Origin of the sequence: Nonomuraea sp. NPDC049625 (assembly GCF_040675285.1) — a bacterium.
Classification (GTDB): Bacteria; Actinomycetota; Actinomycetes; order Streptosporangiales; family Streptosporangiaceae; genus Nonomuraea; species Nonomuraea angiospora_A.
Genome location: NZ_JBFAOQ010000001.1, coordinates 959,688 through 980,311, shown reverse-complemented (window position 1 = coordinate 980,311; position 20,624 = coordinate 959,688). Strand labels below are relative to the sequence as shown.

Below are 20,624 nucleotides of genomic sequence, written 5' to 3'. Positions count from 1 at the left end.
ACCGATTTCGCTACTGTCGCATCCATCACATATGAGAGGAAAACCTGGATGCGCCGCTTACCCACTGTTCTCGCCGCCGCGCTCGCCGCGACCTCGCTCCTCCCTGCCTCAGCCCTGGCCCAATCCGGCCGGAGCAAGGAGAGCACCGCGGCCGCCGGCGCGTCGGCGAAAGCGACCAGCGGTAAGGCGACCTTCTACGAACTCCGGTCCGGGGGCGGCAACTGCTCCTATCCGTCGCCTCCCGCCGGCGATCTCTACGTCGCGCTCTCCCGCGGCGAGTACCGCGCCGCGGCCGCCTGCGGCGGCTACCTGACCGTCACCGGGCCGAAGGGCTCCGTGCAGGTCAAGGTCGTCGACCAGTGCCCGGAGTGCCCCGCCGGGCACATCGACCTCAGCCGCAAGGCCTTCGCCCGCGTCGCGGACCCCGGCAGGGGCTTGGTCGGGGTCACCTACAGGCCGGCCGCCAACCCGAAGATCGGCAAACCGCTCTCCTTCCGCGTCAAGGAGGGGTCGTCGCAGTGGTGGCTGGCCCTGCTGGTCAACAACCACGGCAACCCGCTCACCTCGGTCGAGGTGAAGACCGCCGGCGGCGCGTGGCGCAAGCTGGCCAGGGCCGACTACAACTACTGGATCGCCGAGTCCGGCGCGGGCCAGGGCCCCTTCTCCGTACGGGTCACCGACACCCGCGGCCACCGGGTCACCGCCAACGGCGTCCGCCTGGCTCCCTCCGCCGTCCAGCACACCACCACGAAGATGTACTGAACGCCGTCAGCCTTGGGTCTGAGGATCCGCCACGGGCCGATGGCCGGCCAGCCGGAACCGATTCCGGTACGCCGACGGCGCCACACCGAGCACCCGCAGGAACGCCTGGCGCATCGTCTCCTGCGAGCCGAAGCCGCACGCCTTGGCGATCTCCCGCACGATGGCGTCCCCGGACTCCAGCCGGGCCTGCGCCGCTTCGACCCGGAGCCGCTCCACGAACTGGGCCGGCGTCGACCCCAGCTCGCGGCGGAACAGGCGGGTCAGGTGACGCTCGCTGACGGCTAGGCCGGCGGCCATCGTGGCGAGGCGATGGTCCGCGGACAGGTCCGCGGCGACCAGGTCGAGCGCGCGGCGTACGGTCGGGTTGCGGGGCGCGGGAGCGGCGCCCGGGACGCTGAACTGGCGCTGCCCGCCGGGACGCTGCAGGAACACGACGAGGTGCTTGGCCACCGTACGGGCCCGGTCCTCGCCCTGGTCCTCCCCGACGAGCGCCAGCGCGAGGTCGATCCCGGCGGTGACACCCGCTGACGTGACGATCGAGCCGTCGCGTACGTAGATGGCGTTCGGCTCCACCGTGACGCCCGGGAACCGCGCCGCGAACTCGGCGCAGGCGTCCCAATGCGTCGTGGCCCGCCGGCCGTCGAGCAGCCCGGCCTCGGCGAGCAGGAACGCGCCCGTACACACGGACACCACCCGACGGGCCCGCGGCGCCAGCTCCCGCAGCCTGTCGACCAGCGCGGACCCGAGAACCCCTGACGACCTCCTCGGATAGCCCGGCACGACCAGCGTGTCCACGTCGAGGTCCGGATCCGACAGCGCGAGATCCACGCTCAGCGAGATGCCGACATCGCTGCGAACGGGCTGCCCGTCCGGCGAAGCCAACCGCACCCGATACCCACCGGCGTCGTTGAAGACCTGGACGGGGCCGGCCACGTCGAGCAGCAACACTCCGTCGGACACGGCGAAGATCACTTCGTCGGACCGAATCGTCGTCATATGGATAGTCTGTGGGCGCACGACGGATGTCCGCAAGGACGCCTGTCCCACGGATCCGGACATCAGGCGGTCGATGAAGATGACCTGCTCCCCTCGCTTCTCTCACCCCCACCGCTTTCGAGGCTGATCGCATGACTCCTGCTTCCGCCGCCCGGCGGCTGCCCTTGGTGCTGGCCGCCGTGGTGCTCCTCGCTCTGGTCGTCTCGGGTGTGCGTCCCTACGACCGGCTCACCTGGCTCCTGGAGACCTTCTGGGTGATCGGCGGTCTGCCGCTCCTGGTGGTGCTCTGGCGGCGCTTCCCGCTCACCACGCTGCTGTGCTGCCTGCTGGCCGTACACGCGCTGGTTCTGATCGTCGGGGGGCACTACACCTATGCGCGGGTTCCGTTCGGGCACTGGCTGCAGGACGTGCTGGCGCTGTCGCGCAACCCCTATGACCGGGTCGGCCATCTGGTGCAGGGGTTCGTGCCCGCGATCCTGGTCCGTGAGGTGCTGGTGCGGACCTCCCCTCTGCGCGGCAGCGCGTGGCTGGCCCCGCTGACCGTCTGCGTCTGCCTGGCTTTCAGCGCCTTCTTCGAGATGCTGGAGTGGTGGTCGGCGCTCGCGGCCGGGTCGGCGGCCGACGCCTTCCTCGCCGTCCAGGGCGACCAGTGGGACACCCAGTGGGACATGGCCTGCGCCCTCATCGGCGCCGTCGCGTCCCTCCTGCTCCTCACCCGCCTGCACGACCGGCAGCTCGCGCGCCTGCGCCGGGATTGAGGAGCCTTGTCGGCTCTTGCGCACCCGAAAGGGCGGTGCAGGTGGCACGAAGAGCGGCCAGGAAAGCGCAACCGCGGAGATCAGGAAGAGTCCACAAAAAGCGCCGCGCTCACGGTCCGGTCGTTTCAGGCGACGACCGCGAGCAAGGTCGTCATGGCCGCGGTGAGCTCCGGGTCGCCGCTCGGGTTGGAGCGTGCGCGGGCCTCCTCGACGCTGATGCCCCTGGTCGCCAGCCGCCAGAAGGTGTCCTGGTCCATCGAGACCCGCGCGGCCGGCCGGTCGCCGGGCATCACCGGCTGCCATCGGCCGCCCTGCCAGGCCACGCTCCACTGCCCGCCGGCCGGCCCGAGCACCTCCAGGTGAGCCACTGTGCCGTCGGGGCGTTCGTACGTCCTCAGGGTGTGCGGCAGGGCGCGTGCGAAGAGGTCCAGCACCGGCGCCATGAGATCGGGCTGGGTGGCTCCGGGCCGGGAAACCGCGTCGCGGACCTGCTGCTGGTGAACCCAGAACTCGGTGTATTCGCGGCCGATGTCGAGCCAGGCGGGGCTGTCGAGGTCCGTGGCGGCCCAGGACACGTTCAGGTCGGCGGGCGCCTGCAGGTCGCGTGCCGCCCAGAGGGCGTCCAGCTGCGGCCCCAGGTGCTCCAGCAGGTCGATCAGCAGTTGCGGGCTGAGCTGGCGACCGGCCCGGACGAACTCGTCGTTGGTCCGCGCGAGATAGGCGGGAAGCGTCTCGTCGTCGGCGAAGACGGCGCCCCCGTGCCCGTCGCGGCTGCCCGACAGGCGCCGCATGTAGTCGTTGAGGACGTGACAGACCACGTCGTGTACGTCCCAGCCTGGACAGATCGTCGGTCTGGCCCAGTCCGCCGGGTCCAGGGCGCGCAGCAGGTCCAGCATGGCCTGCCGCTCACGCGGGAACAGGGGGCGTACGTCGATGACCGAACCGAAGAGCGTCATGACGTGACCCTATTGAACCGCCGCATCCAGGGAGAACTCGTTTTCGAGCTGCCATCCGGTCAGTCCATGAAAGCGCTCCATGCGACGACGCTGAGGTTGTCGGCGAGGCAGATGTCGGTCCCGCCGAGGCGCTTGTCCCATGACGTCGGCATGAGCTCCGCCGCACGTGGATGAACAGATTGCCCGGCAGGTGCCAGTCTCCTTTGTACTCGAGGACGAACCGCTCTCCGTCGATGTCCAGCTCGCTTCTCGTTCCGCCGAAGGTTTCGTTGGGCAGAGGCCGGTTGCCGTCGTGCGCCTCCTTGATGAATTCGTTCGCACCTGTGCCGGAGTTCGCGCTAGGACCGGACCATGCCATCGACGACGGATCCCGCTGGGTGGCCGAGGTCAACGGCTGGATCGGCATCGTGCCGGCGCACGGCCACGGCGAGTTCCTGCGCTCGATCACCTGATGGACGGGCTTCCCGAGCGATATTCAGAAGGCGACTGACCGGTGGTGGCTTTGAAGACCCGGCTGAGGTAGAACGCGCTGCGATATCCGCACCGTTCGGCGATGGTCTGCAGGGTGAAGTCGGTCCCGGTCAGCAGCTCCCGCGCTTTCTGCAACCTGACGCCACGAAGGTATTGGCCCGGTGTGACACCTCGAACGTCCCGGAAACGTCGCGAGAGCAGCGAAGAACTGACGCCCAGCGTCCTCGCGAGGTCGCCGAGCGAAAGGTCCGGCGAGGTGAAGCACTCCAGGATGCAGGCGGTCGCCTTCCGCACCAGAACGTCTTCACGCACGTCTCCCCGCGTCCGCTCCCAAAGCAGGGTGATGAGTACGTCGTCGACCACATGCGCCGCGACCATCTCCGCATCCAATCTTTGATGACCTTCACCGGAAGCGGATTGCGTGGATTCGAGAAGTGCGAGGTCGGCGCGCAGGCGATCGACGTCGCGCAATCGACTGCAGCCGATCGGCGGCTCCAGAGCGGTCAGGAATCGCGCGAAGAAGAACGACGTCGGCGTTTTCATCTGCCGCCGTAGCGTGCTGCCCGGCGGGCTGATGACGACATCGCCGAAATGCGCCTCGCCCCGAAGCCCGGCCTCACCCACCGCTCTGGTTCTGTGCGCCGCTTCATCCTCGACCTCATAGCAGAACGTTCCGTTCCTCGGCAGCAGCATGCACCACCCCTCGTACGTGTCGGAACCGAGGCTGAACCGCGGGCGCCGGGGCGCCAGCAGGTAACCATCAAGACCCATCCCATGGCCTCTCATCAAAATGTGCATGGTCTCCACCAAAATCGCCATTCCGTGGTCCTGCGCAGTCCGAAAAAATATGAGGACCAATCTCGAACAGGACGGAATCAATGACGCTGAGGGCCGATATCTGCGTGTACGGAGGAACGCCCGCAGGCTGTGTCGCCGCCATCACGGCACACCAGGAGGGCAACTCCGTCATACTCGTCGAGCCAGGTCGTCGGCTCGGAGGAATGCTGGGCTCAGGAATCAAGCCGCTCCAGGACTGCCCCCTTCCCGAGGCTGTCGGAGGACTGACGAACGACGTGATCTTTCGTTTCGGGGACCATCCCCCGGACATCGTGCGCGGGTTCCACGAGTGGCTTTCCGAGACCGGCATCAAAGTGATCTTCGAGCACCGCATCCGCTCGGCGACGCGAAACGGCGACCATATCGACACCATCCAGCTTGAGCCTTCACCGCCGAGCAAATGGGGAGTGCCGCCGCCGGCATCCGAATCGGAAGAGCCTTTCAGCATATCGGCGTCGATTTTCCTCGACGCTTCTTACGAAGGCGACCTGATGGCTCTCGCAGAGGTTCCCTATCGAACCGGACGCGAATCACGTGAGGCGTTCGGCGAGGCACCGGCAGGCGTCGGTCACATCACGAACTGGACGCCGATCGACCCCTACGTCGTACCGGGCGATCCCACCAGTGGGCTCATCCCGCTCATCGACGAGGACCACGGATTGCCGATCGGCTCGGCGGACGGCTACACCCAGGCATACAACTTCCGTTTCTATCTGACGTCGGACAAGCGTCACAGGGCTGAGATCACCGCGCCGGACGACTACTCACCTGACACATTCGAGTTGGTCCGCCGCTACGTCGAGCACATCAAGTCCGTGAGCACGAGCACCGGCGACCAGCTGGACAGGCTCCGAGCCGTGTTTCCCGGATGGCTCAATTCAGGTGAATACAACTACCAGCGCGCCTCCCTAGTCACGAATGCGCCCGTCGGCGTGAGCCACGACTACCAGGACGGCGACTGGAACGTCCGGTCGCGGATCTGGCGCCACCACATCGACTATCTCCGCGGCCTGCACCACTTCCTCTCGACCCACCCTGAGGTGCCCGAGGAGTTCCGGCGAGAGACGGCCGCGTACGGCTTGGACGCCGGCGTCTTCCCGGAGACCCACGGGTGGCCGCACCAGCTCTATGTACGGGTATCCCGGCGCCTCAAGGGCCGGTACACCCTTACCCACGCGGATGTGTCGAACCAGACCGATCCCGCCGATGCCATCGGGCTCGCCCTCTTCGGCGTGGACGTGTACCCCGCCCGGCGCATCGCCCATCGCGATTCCGCAACAGGGCGACTCGGGGTGGCGACCGAGGGCGACATGTTCATCGGCGGACACATGGGAACGGGCCGGCCGTACCCCGTTCCCTACCGGGTCATCACTCCGCACAAGAGCGACTGCGCCAATCTGCTCGTGCCCGTGTGCCTGTCGGCGACGCACATCGCGTACGCGGCCACCCGCATGGAACCGGTCTTCTGCGTTCTCGCGGAGTCGGCTGCCGTCGCGGCGACGTTGGCGATCCGGAACCAGGTCGCCGTTCAGGACGTCGACCCCGAGCAGCTTCGGAAACGCATCACCGAAAGAGGCCAGATCATCGCCTGGAGCCCTCAGGGATCCGGGTGAGAAACGGCCGGCTCTCATGCCGGGGGATCGGTCGCTGCCGTCCGGGAAACTCATCGCCGAGCCGCTCAGCTCGCGGACCGACCGGTGCGGATGTCATCGGGCCACTCGAGAGTGACACCGAGGTCATCACGAAGACGTCCCTGCAGGCGGCGGAGGCTCGCCGGATCGGCCCGGAGCTGCGCCGGGGTCTGGGCCGTCCCGGCGACCTGGGCCGCCAGAGCGCCGACCGCCTCGCCGATGGACCATTCGACCGGATGCAACCGGTACGCGCCGTTGGCGACATGGGTGGTGCCGATGTTCTTGTTCGCGGCGACGAGGTTGTCGACGTCGACCGGGATGAGGGCTCCGAGCGGAATCTGGAACGGGAAGCAGTCGATGTCGACATAGCCTCGGCCGGAGGTGCTGGGATGCAGGTCGATGCGGTAGTGGCCGATGCCGACGCTGTCCTCGAAAAGGGCGCTTCCCTCGCCGGGTCCCCGCATCTCCACCCCGATGTGCGCCTCGGTCACCCGGAAAAGGGGACGAATCCGGCGTGACTCGCGAATGTACACCTCCTTCGCCAAGCCATCCGAGGTGCCCGTGACATCGCCCCTGGGCCGCAGCTCGGGATAGCCGGTGCCGCCGTCATGGCGAGGGGCCTCGGTCTGCATCCAGTGGACGAAGCTGCGGGTGAGGGAGCGTGCCTCCGCCAGCGCCTGCTCGCGCTCCTCCGCGCTCACGCCGAGCAGCGGACGCTCCCAGTAGTCGATCTGCGGCCAGTTCACCAGCGTGATCTCGCCTCCGGGAAAGCTCGGGTCGAGGTTCTGCCGCGACAGGATCCGGCGGTAGTGCCACAGGTCGTCGGCGCCTGTGTGGACGGCCTGCTCGGGCGAGTGGACGAACAGCGGCCGCCACCGCACCGCACCCGTATCGGGCACGATGTCCTTCCAGGACAGCTGCGGGCCGGGCCAGCGGGGGTCTACGGTGTCGCGCCAGTGCTCATAGTCGCCGGGCCTGTCGATGGTGTGGTCTTCACCCTCGCGATATTCGAGTGCCACGCACCAGGTGACCGCCTGCTGATCCCGTGGATCCGGCTCCGGCGGTGCGTGGAGTTCGCCGGTGTCGTCGTGCGACTCCGCCCCGATCGTGAAGAACATGCCGGTCTGCTCCAGGAGGTCGCCTTCCTCGGTGGCGTCGGCCACGAGGCGGGCGGTCACCTCGACGAGGTCGCCTTCCCGGCTGCGCAGCCGTACGTTGGCGATCTTCCGGTCGCGGCGGTCCACGTTCACCACGTCGTGTTCCCGCAGCAAGGTGATCGCGCCCGAGGCGAGGTGCGGAGACAGCAGTTCCTCGATCGCCAGCGCGCCCACCCTCGGCTCGTGACACAGCCGCGAGACGTTACCTCGACCCGGATTCAGCTGCGGGTCCGCGGCCGCGTCCGGGGCAAGCGGGTAAAGGCGGCGATAGTGGGCTCGGATGATCTCGCGGAGCTCGCGGTACGAGGTCGAGCCGAGCTCGGTCTCGATCCACCGGTGCTCGTCCGGCGGAACCGCCTGCGTGGTCAGCTGGCCGCCGAGCCAGTCCGACCGCTCGGCGAGCACCACCCGGATGCCGAGGCGCGCCGCCGTCAACGCGGCGGCGACTCCCCCGAGCCCTCCTCCGACGACCAGAAGGTCCGTGTGAAGCGTACGCTCGCTCATCACATGCCCCTTTCATGAACGATTGCGGGTCCGACGGTCGCCTCCATGCGCGCGAACCAGCCTTCGGCGAAGTCGATGTCAGGCGCCCGTCCGGCGGGCAGGACGATCGTCGGCTCCGTTGCCGCCTGTCCGCGTGGCCGGTCACGCAGTTCCGCGACCACCTCGGCCACCCGCGATCCGATCGGCTTCACCCGTCCTTCGGCGTCGATGAGGCCCAGGCCGTACTCGAGCTCGTCGAAGCCGGTGAAGCGGCGGCTGATGTCGTGGGACGCCCACCAGGTGACAGCGCCCAGTCCGGGGATCGCGGCGGCACGCCGCAACATCCGCTCGGCGAAGTCCTCCACGGCCACATCCGTGAGCCAGAGCGGGGAAACCCCGAGCTCCTGGATCCACACCGGCTTGCCGGCAGCGCCAGGGGTCGCGCGGGCGACCTGCGCGAGATAGTCGGGGACGGCCCAGGCGCGCTCCTCCCCGACCCTGGCCAGAGCACCGGTGAAGAACGGCCACGCGTGCACCGGGACGAGATCGCACGCGCCGGCCACGAACGCCCGCCCGATCGGGGCGTCATCGCTCATCCACGGCACATGGTCGACTCCCACGGTGACCGGCACGGAGGCCGCACGCGCGGCGTGGAGCATCCTCGCGGCCCAGGCCTCGCCTTCACCTGGCTTGAGACGGCGCATGAGGACGTTGGGCTCGTTCGCGACGTCGACGCACCAGAGCGCCGGGTGGCCTTCGACCGCTCGCGAGACGGCGCCGACGAGCAGCTCCGCGGCGCTGACGGCCGCGGCGTCGGTGAAGGGATCGACGTCCTTCAGCCAGGACGGCCGGAAGTCGAAGCCGCTCAGCCAGCCGTTCAGCACGGTCACGCAGACGTCGAGCCCGCTCTCCGCCGCACGGTCGAGCAGGCGGACGAGGCGGCGCAGCGCGCGTGGCGACACCCAGGACGGGTTGGGCTGGAAGAGCGGCCACAGGCACTGCACACGCACGTGGTCGAACCCGAGCGAGGCGATCTGGTGGAGATCCTCCGCGAACGCGTCGTCATCGTCCTCTGCCCAGGCGTACCACCAGTTCTCCCGCGGCAGGTAGTTGACTCCGAAGCGCGCGCTCATGCCCGTGCCGTCCCCGTCAGGAGGGCGACCTGCCGCGGCCATTGGGCGGCGGCTCCGCCTTCGTGCCCGTTGAACGAGTACACAGTGATCTCCTTGGGACCCGCGTAGGCGTTGAACGCGGCGAAAACCGTCGACGGAGGGCAGGTCTGGTCCATGAGCGCGACCGAGAACAGGGCGGGAGCGGTGGCCAGAGCCGCGAGATTCACGCCGTCGAAATACGAGAGCGTGTCGAAGACCCGCTCGGCGCTCTCGCGGTGCACGGAGAGATAGCGCGTGATCTCCGCGTACGGCTCGCGGTCGGTCAGGCCGACGGCGCGCTCGAAATGGCACAGGAACGGCACGTCGACGAAGACGCCCATGAGGTCCTCCGACAAGCCCGCGGCGGCGAGCGCGATGCCGCCTCCTTGGCTCCCGCCGGACACCGCCACGCGGGCGGCGTCCACGGACGGGTGCCGGCGCACCGCGTCGACCGCACGGAGGGCGTCGGTGAACAGCCGCCGGTAGTAGTACGTCCCGGGATCCTCGATGCCGCGGGTCATGACACCGTTCGCCGCCGGTCCGGACCCGTGCGGGTCGGGAGTGGCCCCGCCGACTCCCCAGGTGGAGCCCTGGCCACGCGAGTCCATCACGAAGCACGCGTATCCGGCGGCGACCCACGGAAGGTACTCGTGTGGCAGTCCGCGGCCCGCCCCGTAACCCAGGAACTGCACGACGGCGGGGTGGGGCCCGTCGCCGGGCGGCAGGAGCAGCCAGCCGGCGATCGGGTCGCCGGCGAACCCCGGGAAACGCACGTCGAGGGCGTGGCACCCGACGAGCGGCGTCGTGGCCGGGGTGAAGTGCGGATCTCCGCCCGCCTTCCGGGCGTCGGCGAGCGTCTGCCGCCAGAAGGTGTCGAAGCCGGCGGGGACCCGGACCTCTGGCCGGTACGCGCGGAGCTGGTCGATGGGCAGGTCGAAGTGGGGCATCGGTGTCCTTGGGGCGGGTGCGGACGGAGCGTCGGCTCAGCCCTTGAGTGCGCCGGCGTTGCCTGCCGCCTGCAGGAACTGGCGCTGGAGGACGAGGAAGAGACCGACGGGGATGATGACCGAGATGAAGAGCGCGGCCATGAACTGCGAGAAGTCGATGGAGCTCTGCAGCCTCGGCAGCGCGACCGAGATCGGCTGGTCCTGCGGGTTCGGCAGGACGAGCAGCGGCCAGAGGAACTCCTTGTAGGAGCCGACGAGCGTGAGGAGGCTGACGACGCCGAGAATCGGGCGTGACATCGGCAGGACGATGGAGAAGAACATCCTGAAGGGTCCTGCTCCGTCGATGCGGGCCGCGTTGAAGAGCTCCCGGGGGATGTTGGCGAAGAATCGCTGCATGAGCAGGACGTTGACGGCGTTGGCCGAGGACGGGAGCCACACCGCCCACATCGAGCCCAGCAGGCTGACATGGACGAGCGGAATGTCGATGACGGTCAGGTAGAGCGCCACAAGGGAGATCACGCCGGGAATGAACAGGGTGGCGAGGAGCGCCGCGAACACGGCCTTGGCGTACTTCGGCCGGAGAACCGCCAGACCGTAGCCGCCGGTCGTGGCGACGAGGAGCCCCAGGAACAGGGACCCGGCCATGAGCGCGAGCGTGTTCCAGAAATATCGGCCGAAGTCGACGCGTGTCCACACCTGAACGAACGAGTCCCAGTGGATGCCGCTGGGCCACAGGGAGAACGGCGCCGACAGCGTCTCGGTGGTGGTCGACGTGGCGGCCTTGAAGAGCCAGAAGAGCGGGCCCGCGCAGAGGATCACGAGGCCGGCGATGACGAGCGTGCCGATCGCCGCGACCGAGACGCGGACGACAGGTCTGCGACGATCGAGGAAGGAGAGGATGCCGCGTTCGGACGTAGCGGTTTCGGTGGTCATGAGGTGCTCCAGCGTCTGGTCGCCCAGAGGTACACGGCGGACAGGGCCGAGAGGACGACCGCCAGCAGGACGCTCAACGCGGTGGCTCGGCCGTAGTCGCCGGAGATGAAGGCGTAACGATAGATGAGCATCAGGATCGTGACGGTGCGGTTCTCCGGACCGCCGTTCGTCATGATGTACGGCTCGGTGAAGACCTGGAACGTGCCGATGACCTGGAGCAGGAACATCACCAGAAGGACGCCGCGCATCTGGGGCAGGGTGATGTGCCAGAACCGGCGCGACACCGCTGCTCCGTCGGCCTCGGCGGCGTCGTACAACTCGGTCTGGATGCTCATCAGCGTCGCCAGGTAGATGATCGTGGCGGTGCCGAACGACGCCCACGTCGCCTGCAGCACGATCGACGGCATGGCCAGATCGCCGTCGTTCAGCCAGGGGACAGGGCCGAGCCCGAACCAGCCCAGCACGGTGTTGAACACCCCCTTGGGGCTGGGGTCGAAGAACGCCTTCCACAGCAGCACGGCGACGACCGGCGGGAAGATCACCGGCAGGTAGACGAGGGCGGACGCGATACTCCGCGCGCGCCGCAACTCGCCGATGAACACCGCCAGAAGCACCGGGACCGGGAACCCGATCACGAAGGCCAGGATCGAGAACCACAGGGTGTTCCAGGTCGCCGTCAGCAGAAGAGGGTCCTTCAGGACGCGGGCGAAGTTGTCGAGCCCGACCCACTCGGAGGTGAGGAAGTTCGTGCGCTGCAGGCTGAGCAGCAGGGAGCGGAGAATCGGCCACCAGGAGAACAGCCCGAATGACGCGAGAAGGGGGATGAAGAAGATCAATGTCGAGAGTCCGCCGCGGCGGACCCAGCGCACGACACCGCGCGAACGCTCTGTCGTAGGGGGAATGGTTGCGTCCGTCATCGTTCCGGAGGCGCCTTTCTGCACTGTCGCCCCCGTCGCACCGGCCGGCGTGACGGGGGCGACGGTTCAGCCCGCGTCGATCGCGGACTGGACCTTCTTCTGAGCGTCGTCGAGCAGGGCGGTGATGTCGGCGTCCCGCCGGGTCAACACCGCCTGCACGACGTTGTCGAGGATTCCGTACGTCTCCTGCGCCTTCGCCGCCGGTTCGGGCACGAGCGGCAGCGTCTTGGCCGAGTCGAAGTACGCCGCGAAGTGCTCGCGCGGCACGTTCACGTAATCCTTAACCCACGTCAGGTACCGGTCGGTGGTGGCCTGGTCGAAGAGCGGGAGCACCGGTGCGCCCACCGGCAGCTTGTCGGCGGCGGCGGCCTTGGCGCCCGTGACGGCCGCCTGTTCGTTGTTGTACTTGTTGAACTCGGCGAACTCGATCCACTTGAGCGCGGCCTTGATCTCCTCCGCCGAGGCCCGCGGATTGATGATGGCCACGGACCCGCCGCCCAGAGTGCCGAGGCCCCCGGGCGCCTGCGGCATCGGGGCGAGGCCGAAGTCGTCCGGCTTCATCCCGAGAGACTGAACGACCGGGGTGTACGTGTCCGCACCCTGCACGATCATGCCGACCTTGCCGCTGGCCAGGGCGTTCGTGATGTCCTTGTACCCGATGAGGAAGTCGGACCCGAAGGTGTCGTCGTCCCAGCGCAGGGAGCGGTAGAACTCCAGCGCGGCGCGGGTGGCGTTGTTGTTGACGTTGGCCTGCTTGCCGTCATCCGACTGGATCTTGCTCCCGAAGGCGTAGCTCATGGTCGTGAGCGCCCAGCCTCCGGTGTTGTCCTTGGTCATGGCGCCGAAGCCCTGCACGCCGGTCTTGGCATGGATGGCCTTCGCGGCGGCCCGCACCTCGTCCCAGGTCTTCGGCGGCGCGTCGGGGTCGAGCCCTGCCTTGGTGAACAGGGCGCGGTTGTACAGCAGCCCCATGCTGTAGGCCTGGACGGGAACGCCGTAGACATGGCTGTCCGGGCTCGTGGCGACCTTCAGGATCGACGGGTTGACCCGCTTGACGGCGGCGTCCGCGCCGACGTGGCCGGTGATGTCCGCGGCCTGCTGCCGGGCGATGATCCCCTGCATCTCCGTGAAGGGCACGTAGAACACCGTGGGCAGCTTCCCGCCCGCGACCAGCGCCTGGAAGGTGTTCACGTCGAACGAGGACTCGTCACCGGTGACCGTGATGCCGGGGTTGGCCTTGGTGAAGTCGGTGATCTTGCGCTTGAACGCCTTGAGCTGATCGGGGTTTTCCTGGGTGGGCTGACCGGCGACGGTGATGGAAACGGAGCCGGGCTGCGACGGGCTCTCGGCGCCGCAGCCCGTAGTGAGAGCGAACGCTGCAGCACTGGCACTGAGGGCGGCAGCAAACTTCCGGACATTTGTGGGGGGCATGGGTCTCCTCAGTACTTTGTGCTGGTGTTGTCGCGGTGCTGCGGTCAGGGGGCGATGAGTCCTCCGTCCAGGCCTCGGACGCGGGCAGCCCAGGCATCGTGTCCCGACAGCCCTGCGGGGTGGCGGGCGGCGGCGGACTCGTCAAGATCGATGCCCCAGCCGGGAGCTTCGTTCGGGCGCAACCAGCCGTGCTCGATGCGCAAGGTACCTGGGAACACTTCGTGCACGGGTTCGCCGTACACGTGCCCTTCCTGGATGCCGAAGGCCGGGCTCGTCACGTCGAGCGCGACGTTGGCGGCGGCGCCGATCGGCGAGGTGTCGCCTGGACCGTGCCAGGCCGTACGGACGCCGACGAGCTCCGCGGCTGCGGCGATCTTGCGCGCGGCGGTCAGCCCGCCGATGTCCGACACGTGTGAGCGGATGAAGTCCACGCCGCCACCGAGGACCAGGCGCGCGGCATCCGTCACCGAGGTCGTCAGCTCGCCGACCGCGATCGGTACGGGCGAGGCGGCGCGCACCTCCGGCAGGCGATCCCAATGCTCGGGGGCGATGACGTCCTCGAGGAAGAAGAGCCGATAAGGCTCGAGCGCGCGGGCGAGAACGATCGCCTGCTTCGGGCTCAGCCGTGAGTGCACGTCGTGGAGCAGCTCGATCTCCTCGCCGAAGCGCTCGCGGGCGGCGGCGAACAGCTCCCGCGTACGCCGCAGGTACTCCGGCACGCTCCACCCGCCCGGGTACGGCGCGGACGCCTCGGTGACCTCGGCCGTCGGAGGAGCGCCGTAGGTGCCTCGGCCCGACTGGCCGACCTGGAGCCGGATGTGCCGCAGCCCGGCTTCGCGGAGGCGTTCGGCCTGGTCGAGGGTCTCCTCGATCGACGACCCGCCCGCGTGCAGGTACGTGTCGGCGGCGGCGCGTACCTTGCCTCCCAGCAGCTCGTGAACGGGTCTTCCCGCTCGCTTGCCGGCGATGTCCCACAGAGCCTGGTCGAGCCCGGAGATCGCGTTGTTGCCCACCGGCCCCTCACGCCAGTAGCCGGAGAAGCGGGCCAGCCGCACCAGGTCTTCGATGTCACCGGGGTATCGCCCGACGACGAGCCTGGCGAGATGCTCCTCGACGTACGAGGCGACCGCGCGCCACCGCTGCGTGTACGTGGCGCAGCCGAGCCCGTAAAGGCCGTCGTCGCTGGTGGTCACCTTCACGACCAGCAGCGGGATGCCCTCGGGGGCGGTGGCGATCGCCCGGACGCCCGTGATGCGCACGTCGTCGGGCGCGTCCCACGGCTGGGCGAATGCCGTCGTGTCGTCGCTCATGCCGGCGTCTCCTGAAAGGTCGCGTTGATCGGGCCGCTCGGGTCGCCGAGCCGGTGCCGCGGCACCCATCCGAGGACGCGGCGGGCGGCAGAGGTGTCGATGGGGGCGGTGCGGCCCGGGAAGTCGCGGCGGCGTTCGCTCGTGGGGGCGAAGCGATCGAGCAGGAGGTCCGTCGGCTCCCCCACGATGGTGTCCTCTGCCGCCAGGAGCAAGGTGTGCATCCCGGAGATCGGGTGCGTCAGCCCGCGCAGCACCGCGTCCAGTGCGTCGGCCATCGCCAGGTAGGCCCATCCTTCCCGGGCGAGACGCACCTGCTCGACCGGGTTCCGGCTCAACCGCGCGGCGATCTCCCGCAGTTCGGGAAGATCTCTCACCAGCGGGAAGCGCAGCGCCACCACCGTGATCCCCCAGCGGCTGTGTGCCCAGGCCCCGGTCTGCTCATCGACCCACTTTGACAGCGAGTACGCGTCGTCATGCGCGACCGGCGACAACTCGTCGAGCGGGTAGTAGGCGGGTGTGAGATCGTGCCGGTTGAAGGGCACGCCGAACGCGTTGATCGAGCTCGCGATGACGGCGCGGCGCACGCCGACCTCGCCGGCGACGTTCAGCACGGTGAAGGTGGCCGAGGTGTTGCCCACGAACACCTCGCGCGCGGTCCCCAGGCCGGGGTGCGGTATGGCGGCGAGGTGCACGACGGCGTCCGCGTCCTCGAGCGCCTGCCGGACCAGAGTCTCGTCAGCGGCGTCACCGGTGAACACCCGGTCGGCCGGCGACGGCCCTGACCATGCGGTCGAGAGTGCCGTCACGGAGATGCCCGCACTCAGCAGTGCCTCCACGACCGGCCGGCCGATGGTGCCGTCCGCACCGGTGACCAGCACGCGCGCGGGCTTCACGGGCGAGGCGGAATCAGTCAAGAGCAGTCCTAAAGATCTCAGCAAAGTCAGTTGCGAAACCGCTTTCGTAGCAGACCATAAGATCGCGGAGCGTGTCAATCACCGCGTTATCCCGTATCGGCCGCCGAATTCGCGGTTTTCAGGGCGTGCGCCATCCCGGGTTCGCCTTTCTGGGGCGAACCCGGAACGGCCCGGCCTAGGCGTTCAGACGCGGCACGTGACTCGCCGGTAGTCGAGCTCGCGGTCCTGATAGGCGAAGCTCCCGCCGGCGTCCAGGTACGACGCGGAAACCACCGCGGTTCCGCCGGCGAGTTCCTTGCCCGTGCCGGAGAACGTGTGCAGGACCGCACGGCCCGGCGCGACCCGCGGGTACGCCTTCTCGCCGAGCGGCGTCACGAGGCGGAGGTCGACCGGCACCTTCTCCTGGTTCATCGCCACGACCGTGAGGCGCGGCGGGGACGACAGGCAGGACGACAGCGCCGTGGCCTTCACCCTGACGTTGCCCGCGGGGGCCGCCAGCAGGCGCAACGGCCGGAACTTCGCGGGGTCCTTCGACTCCGCCACGCCCTTGCCCCACGTGCTCCATCCGCGCCGGCCGGCGCCGTCGTTCTCGTTGACGGCGACGGTCGCCGAAAGGATCCCGTTGCCGGGTTTCACCCCGATCGCGCCGAACGGGACCGACAACTCGTACGTGGTCGTCTTCGCGGCTTCGTCACGCGTCACCGCCGACGCGAGCCCCTCGGTCGTGGCGTTCGCGGGCAACCAGCGCGCGAGATCCACCGGGCCGGCGCCGGTGAGCGCCGTGCCGATCTCACTGACCGGTACGGCGCCTTCGCCGGGCCATCCCGGCGTCGTACCGAGCTGGACGCTGTCGCCCTGCCAGATGTTCATGGCCCGAGCGGGCTGGGCGTGCGCGTTGTCGGTGATCACGGCGGTCAGGTACAGGCGCTCGGTGTCGTGGGTGAGCCAGAGACGGCCGCTGTGGTCCTCATCGCCCGCCCAGCCGCTGATCACCTGCTCGGCCGCACCGAGCGTCTGCGCGGGAAGGACCGCTACGGCATCGTCGACCTTGCCGTCCACCTGCACCGGGCGGAACGCCACATCGACCGGATCCGCGCCGACGAGGGTCCCGCGCGCGGTGGCGGTCGCGTCACCGGTGGCGGTGGCGGTCCAGGCACCGAGCTCGGACAGCGGCACGTCTACGGAGACGCTGTCGTCGCCGGCGACAGTGGCGCCGGGCAGCGCCCGGCCGCTCGACGAGCCCACGGTCCAGTCGATCCCGTCGATCTTGACAGGTTCGGCGCCGCGGTTCACGAGGGTGAGGCGCAGCAGGCCGGCCCCGGTGGCGTTGAGCGCGTGCGTACCGGTGAGCCCGAGCCGGGCCACCACGTCGGCGGTCGCCGCGAGAAGCCCGACCGTGCGATCGCCCTCGCGGACCTCGGCGGTCCAGGTACGCGTCCCCACGCCCGCCGGCGGCAGCGTGACGGCGACCGACCGGGTCTCACCCTTCGCCACCTGCGCCGACGTCGTGCCGGCGTCGGTTCGCAGGGACACGTCCAGCGCCCGGTCCCCCGCGGTGACCGTCCACTTCGCCGCGGGCGCGAGACCCTCGATGGCCTGGTCGACCGCGAGCGCGTACGGCGACTGCACGGACACCTCTCCCACCTCTCCGGTGAGATACACCGGGTCCTTGCCGACGGCGACGTGGACCCGGCCGTCGGCGTCCGGCCGCAGCGTCGCCTCGGCGCCGTAGAGGTCGGTCACCTTGACCTCGCCCGCCGCCTTGATGCTCCAGGTCTCCGGCTTCAGCGCCCACAGGGCCTGCATGCGCGTGGCGGCGGGCTCGCCGGGGCGGGCGCCGAACTCCACGCCGTAGCGCCCGCTGCCGAGCGCCGGCACCTGCCGGACCGCGCGGTCGTCGGTCTGGCGGGTCAGGATGCCCTGCGCGACGAAGGCCGGTTTCGGGGTGTACGCGCCTCGGGGGTCGTTCTCGTTGCGGATGATGCCGAAGCGGTGCTCGGGATTCTTCGGGTCGGTGCCGTCGTCCTTGAAGTCGTAGACGGTGTACTTGCCGATCCCCTTGCCGAGGGCCAGCAGTTCCGCACGGGACAGATTGCGGGCCTGCGACTTCTCGTCGGCGCCGAGCGGCGTGTCGGAGGTGTGCCATCCGTGCTCGCTGAGCCAGATCGGCATGTCGCGGTGCCCGGCAGCGTCGAGTTTCGCCCGGATCACCCCCACGTGATCCATGAACGACTCCGGCTCGGTGGCGAAGTCGTAAGGGTGCGTGGTGAAGGCGTCGAGGTCGTCGAGGCCGCCGGCGGCGATGAAGTCGTCCACCCACTTGGACCATTCGTCCATCGGGGCCAGCGCCGGGCCGGCCAGCTTCGCGCCGGGATGAGCCGCGCGGACCCGATCGGCGGTCGTCGCCAGCAGCGCCGCGTAGTTCGCCGCGGTCGCGCCGGCGGGCCCGGTCCGGTCGCGCAGGTTCCACTCGTTCCACACCTCGTAGAAGGTGTCGTCCGTCCCGAACGTGGCGACCGAGACGTCGGCGTAGTTCGCGAACGCGTCACGTCCGGCCTGCGTGGCCGGCGCCTCGCCCTCGTGGTAGAGGCTGTTGCCGTACGCGAGGATGTCGAAGAACTGGAGGTTGTTGCTCGACAGCGCGGCGGTGTACGCGTCCACCTTCGCGGGGAAGTCGATCGTGCCCTTGACCTTCTCCGCCTGGGCCCAATAGGCCTCGTCCCGGGCGAAACCGGCTCCCGCGTCGGCGATGAGCGGGATGGTGTCGGTGGACCAGGCCTGACCGTAATGCGTCGCGACTCCGATGCGCTCCTCGCGCGCGTCGGACGCGGGGAGCACCGACACGTCGGTGCCGCCCGCGACGCGCCGGCCGTCAGGTTGCACGGCCACCAGGTCGACCGCGTACCAGCCGGTGGGCAGTTCGCCGAGCGACAGCGTGCCCCCCAGCTGCGAGGTCTCCTTCGCACCGGAGGTCACCACGGCGTTGTCGATGTCGCGTACGGTCCACTCCAGGGACTTCGCCGCGGTGTGGACGCCGAACGACACCTCCTGCCCGGTGGCGAACGCGTTACCGGTCGTCGTCGGAACGATCGCGAGGTCGGGCGCGGGGCCCCGCACGGTCACGTCGTCCACGTCGATCGTCGCCGTCGGGCCGTTGACGACGCGGAACGCGTCTACCAGGAGCGACAGGTGCTTGAGCGGCCCGTGCCAGACGCCGTCGTTCGCACCGCCCCAGTGGATGTACTCCGCCGCGCCGGCCGGGGCGAAATCACTCACGGTGACGGTCTGCCACTGCGATCCGGGAGTGAGGGGGCGAGTCTGCTGGTGCGCCTGCCCGGTGCCGTCGATCATCCGGACGACGATGCCCTTCAGCTGGGTGCTGCGCAGGGCGAAGGTCAGCGAGCGAGCGTCGATCGAGGGGATGCCGCGCGCCAGCTCCGCGGTCCCGCTGGGCGCGTTCACCTGGAGACGGGCGGCGCCGCTGCCGCTCGCCGGCGCGTCCGAGGTCACGGCCAGCGACACGGTCGTGCTGCCGCTGGTCGCCGTGAACCAGGGGGTGACGCCGTTCTCGAAGTCTCCGAGTACGACGTCGCCCGGTGCGGCCTGGGCCGGTGTGGCCGGTGCGACGAGTGTCGCGACGGCTACGCCGAGCGCGACCAGCCCGGAGACGACCGCTCGGCGTAATGGACTCCCTGTCAATCGGCGGGCGGGGGTGGGGCCAATCGACATGCTCACTCTCCTCGCTGGACGGCGACACGACCATGGTTGCGAAACCGATTTCGCAATGGGCGAAGTGTGAGCGGCGGCCAAGGTCACTGTCAAGGCTCACTTTCCGGAGGACGCGCACGCCCGCGGGACGCCGCCCGGCCTCCCCCGCGCCTCCAACCGGAGCGGGTCATTGACGCGCCTTCGGTACAATCGGCCGGTGCCGTCCAACCGCAAGGGCAGTGTTCGGCTGAGTGATGTGGCTGCGATTGCAGGAGTGTCGCTCTCGACTGCCTCGAAAGTGCTCAACGGAACGGACCGGATTTCCGAGGCGACGCGCGCGCGGGTGCTCGCCGTCGCCGAACGCCTCGACTTCAGGCCAAATGCGCTCGCGCGTTCCTTCGCGCTGGGCCGCAGCCGCACGGTCGGCGTGCTCACCCACCGCGCGGACAGTACGTTTTCCGGGCCCGTGGTCATAGGCGCGGTCCTGCAACTCGGCAGGCTCCAACAAGCCGCCCTCGTCTTCGACGAAGACGTTCTCGTCCATCGCGAGATAACCGAAAGCATCCGCCAGTTCCAGGCTCGCCAAATTGACGGACTCATCGTGATCGGGGACGGGCACGAGCGCCGATCACCGTCGATCACGCACCATTTCACCGTGCCGGTGACATACGCCTTCGCGGCCTCCGACCACCCCGAAGACGTCGTCTTCCTGCCGGACAACGAGGGCGCGGGAGCTCTCGCCACCCGCCATTTGATCGAACGCGGGCGCACACATATCGCCCACCTCACCGGCAATCCGTCGAGTATCGCCGTAAGCCTGCGGGAGCGCGGCATGCTCAGCGCGCTGAATGAGGCCGGGCTCCGCCCTGCCGCTCCGACGCGTTATGGCTCCTGGACCGAGGGGTCGGGAGTCAAGGCCATGCAGGAATTGCTCGAGTCCGGCGCGAAGGTCGACGCGGTGTTCTGCGGCAATGACCACATCGCCCGTGGCGTACTCGATGTCTGTGAGGCCAAGGGTCTACGCGTACCTCAGGATCTGGCAGTTGTCGGGGTCGACAACTGGGAGGGAATCATCGTCGACCAAGGGGTCCGGCGGCTGACGACAATTGACCTCGAGCTCAGGTCCATGGGACAACTCGCCGCCGCGAACGTTCTCGCCGACGACCGCACTCCGGGGGAACATTACGTCCCTCCCACACTCGTGCTCGGCCCGTCGTCTTAATCAGGCATTTTTTCCGCCCCTGATCCGGTTGATCAGGCTG

At 69.0% G+C, this 20,624-nt stretch carries 17 protein-coding genes; 5 read left to right on the top strand and 12 right to left on the bottom strand.

The window, feature by feature from the left end; translation table 11 throughout:
- Positions 1 to 48: 48 nt before the first annotated feature.
- Positions 49 to 762, top strand: coding sequence for an expansin EXLX1 family cellulose-binding protein (locus AB0J87_RS04765; RefSeq protein ID WP_363962644.1), 714 nt, complete (start codon positions 49 to 51; stop codon positions 760 to 762).
- 6 nt (positions 763 to 768) lie between these two features.
- On the opposite strand, the gene AB0J87_RS04760 is transcribed toward AB0J87_RS04765, so the two are convergent.
- Positions 769 to 1,758, bottom strand: coding sequence for a GlxA family transcriptional regulator (locus tag AB0J87_RS04760; RefSeq protein ID WP_363962643.1), 990 nt, complete (start codon positions 1,756 to 1,758; stop codon positions 769 to 771).
- A gap of 131 nt (positions 1,759 to 1,889) precedes the next feature.
- Between AB0J87_RS04760 and AB0J87_RS04755 the strand changes: the two genes are divergently transcribed.
- Positions 1,890 to 2,516, top strand: a complete 627-nt coding sequence (locus tag AB0J87_RS04755) for a DUF2238 domain-containing protein (RefSeq protein WP_363962642.1) — start codon at positions 1,890 to 1,892, stop codon at positions 2,514 to 2,516.
- 125 nt (positions 2,517 to 2,641) lie between these two features.
- Here AB0J87_RS04755 and AB0J87_RS04750 read toward each other — a convergent pair whose 3' ends face one another.
- Positions 2,642 to 3,472, bottom strand: a complete 831-nt coding sequence (locus AB0J87_RS04750) for a maleylpyruvate isomerase family mycothiol-dependent enzyme (RefSeq protein WP_363962641.1) — start codon at positions 3,470 to 3,472, stop codon at positions 2,642 to 2,644.
- 323 nt (positions 3,473 to 3,795) lie between these two features.
- Between AB0J87_RS04750 and AB0J87_RS04745 the strand changes: the two genes are divergently transcribed.
- Positions 3,796 to 3,924, top strand: a complete 129-nt coding sequence (locus AB0J87_RS04745) for a hypothetical protein (RefSeq protein ID WP_363962640.1) — start codon at positions 3,796 to 3,798, stop codon at positions 3,922 to 3,924.
- Here AB0J87_RS04745 and AB0J87_RS04740 read toward each other — a convergent pair.
- Positions 3,917 to 4,762, bottom strand: a complete 846-nt coding sequence (locus tag AB0J87_RS04740) for a helix-turn-helix transcriptional regulator (protein WP_363962639.1) — start codon at positions 4,760 to 4,762, stop codon at positions 3,917 to 3,919. The genes AB0J87_RS04745 and AB0J87_RS04740 overlap by 8 nt on opposite strands.
- Positions 4,763 to 4,821: 59 nt before the next feature.
- On the opposite strand from AB0J87_RS04740, the gene AB0J87_RS04735 reads away from it, so the two are divergent.
- Entirely contained in the window at positions 4,822 to 6,393 is a 1,572-nt protein-coding gene (locus AB0J87_RS04735) for an FAD-dependent oxidoreductase (protein ID WP_363962638.1), read from the top strand.
- A gap of 65 nt (positions 6,394 to 6,458) precedes the next feature.
- Here AB0J87_RS04735 and AB0J87_RS04730 read toward each other — a convergent pair whose 3' ends face one another.
- From AB0J87_RS04730 to AB0J87_RS04690, 9 genes are all read right to left on the bottom strand, one after another.
- Entirely contained in the window at positions 6,459 to 8,072 is a 1,614-nt protein-coding gene (locus AB0J87_RS04730) for an FAD-dependent oxidoreductase (RefSeq protein ID WP_363962637.1), read from the bottom strand.
- Positions 8,072 to 9,184 carry a hypothetical protein gene (locus AB0J87_RS04725; RefSeq protein ID WP_363962636.1) on the bottom strand — a complete coding sequence of 371 codons (1,113 nt, stop codon included), beginning with the start codon at positions 9,182 to 9,184 and terminating at the stop codon, positions 8,072 to 8,074. The genes AB0J87_RS04730 and AB0J87_RS04725 overlap by 1 nt, the downstream gene beginning before the upstream one ends.
- Positions 9,181 to 10,149, bottom strand: coding sequence for an acetylxylan esterase (locus AB0J87_RS04720; protein ID WP_363962635.1), 969 nt, complete (start codon positions 10,147 to 10,149; stop codon positions 9,181 to 9,183). Before AB0J87_RS04720 ends, AB0J87_RS04725 begins: the two co-directional genes overlap by 4 nt.
- A 36-nt stretch (positions 10,150 to 10,185) precedes the next feature.
- Positions 10,186 to 11,082 carry a carbohydrate ABC transporter permease gene (locus AB0J87_RS04715; protein WP_363962634.1) on the bottom strand — a complete coding sequence of 299 codons (897 nt, stop codon included), beginning with the start codon at positions 11,080 to 11,082 and terminating at the stop codon, positions 10,186 to 10,188.
- A complete protein-coding gene (locus AB0J87_RS04710) occupies positions 11,079 to 11,951 on the bottom strand; it encodes a sugar ABC transporter permease (RefSeq protein ID WP_363962633.1) in 873 nt (290 codons plus the stop codon). Before AB0J87_RS04710 ends, AB0J87_RS04715 begins: the two co-directional genes overlap by 4 nt.
- A gap of 114 nt (positions 11,952 to 12,065) precedes the next feature.
- Positions 12,066 to 13,430 carry an extracellular solute-binding protein gene (locus tag AB0J87_RS04705; protein ID WP_363962632.1) on the bottom strand — a complete coding sequence of 455 codons (1,365 nt, stop codon included), beginning with the start codon at positions 13,428 to 13,430 and terminating at the stop codon, positions 12,066 to 12,068.
- Positions 13,431 to 13,474: 44 nt separating this feature from the next.
- Positions 13,475 to 14,740 (bottom strand): enolase C-terminal domain-like protein, encoded by a 1,266-nt coding sequence (locus tag AB0J87_RS04700; protein ID WP_363962631.1) that lies wholly within the window; start codon positions 14,738 to 14,740, stop codon positions 13,475 to 13,477.
- Positions 14,737 to 15,654 carry an NAD(P)-dependent oxidoreductase gene (locus AB0J87_RS04695; RefSeq protein WP_363962630.1) on the bottom strand — a complete coding sequence of 306 codons (918 nt, stop codon included), beginning with the start codon at positions 15,652 to 15,654 and terminating at the stop codon, positions 14,737 to 14,739. Before AB0J87_RS04695 ends, AB0J87_RS04700 begins: the two co-directional genes overlap by 4 nt.
- Before the next feature lie 183 nt (positions 15,655 to 15,837).
- A complete protein-coding gene (locus AB0J87_RS04690; RefSeq protein ID WP_363962629.1) occupies positions 15,838 to 19,383 on the bottom strand; it encodes a hypothetical protein in 3,546 nt (1,181 codons plus the stop codon).
- A 196-nt stretch (positions 19,384 to 19,579) separates the two neighbouring features.
- Here AB0J87_RS04690 and AB0J87_RS04685 point away from each other — a divergent pair, with 196 nt between their 5' ends.
- Positions 19,580 to 20,584 (top strand): LacI family DNA-binding transcriptional regulator, encoded by a 1,005-nt coding sequence (locus AB0J87_RS04685; protein ID WP_363962628.1) that lies wholly within the window; start codon positions 19,580 to 19,582, stop codon positions 20,582 to 20,584.
- Positions 20,585 to 20,624 lie beyond the last annotated feature (40 nt).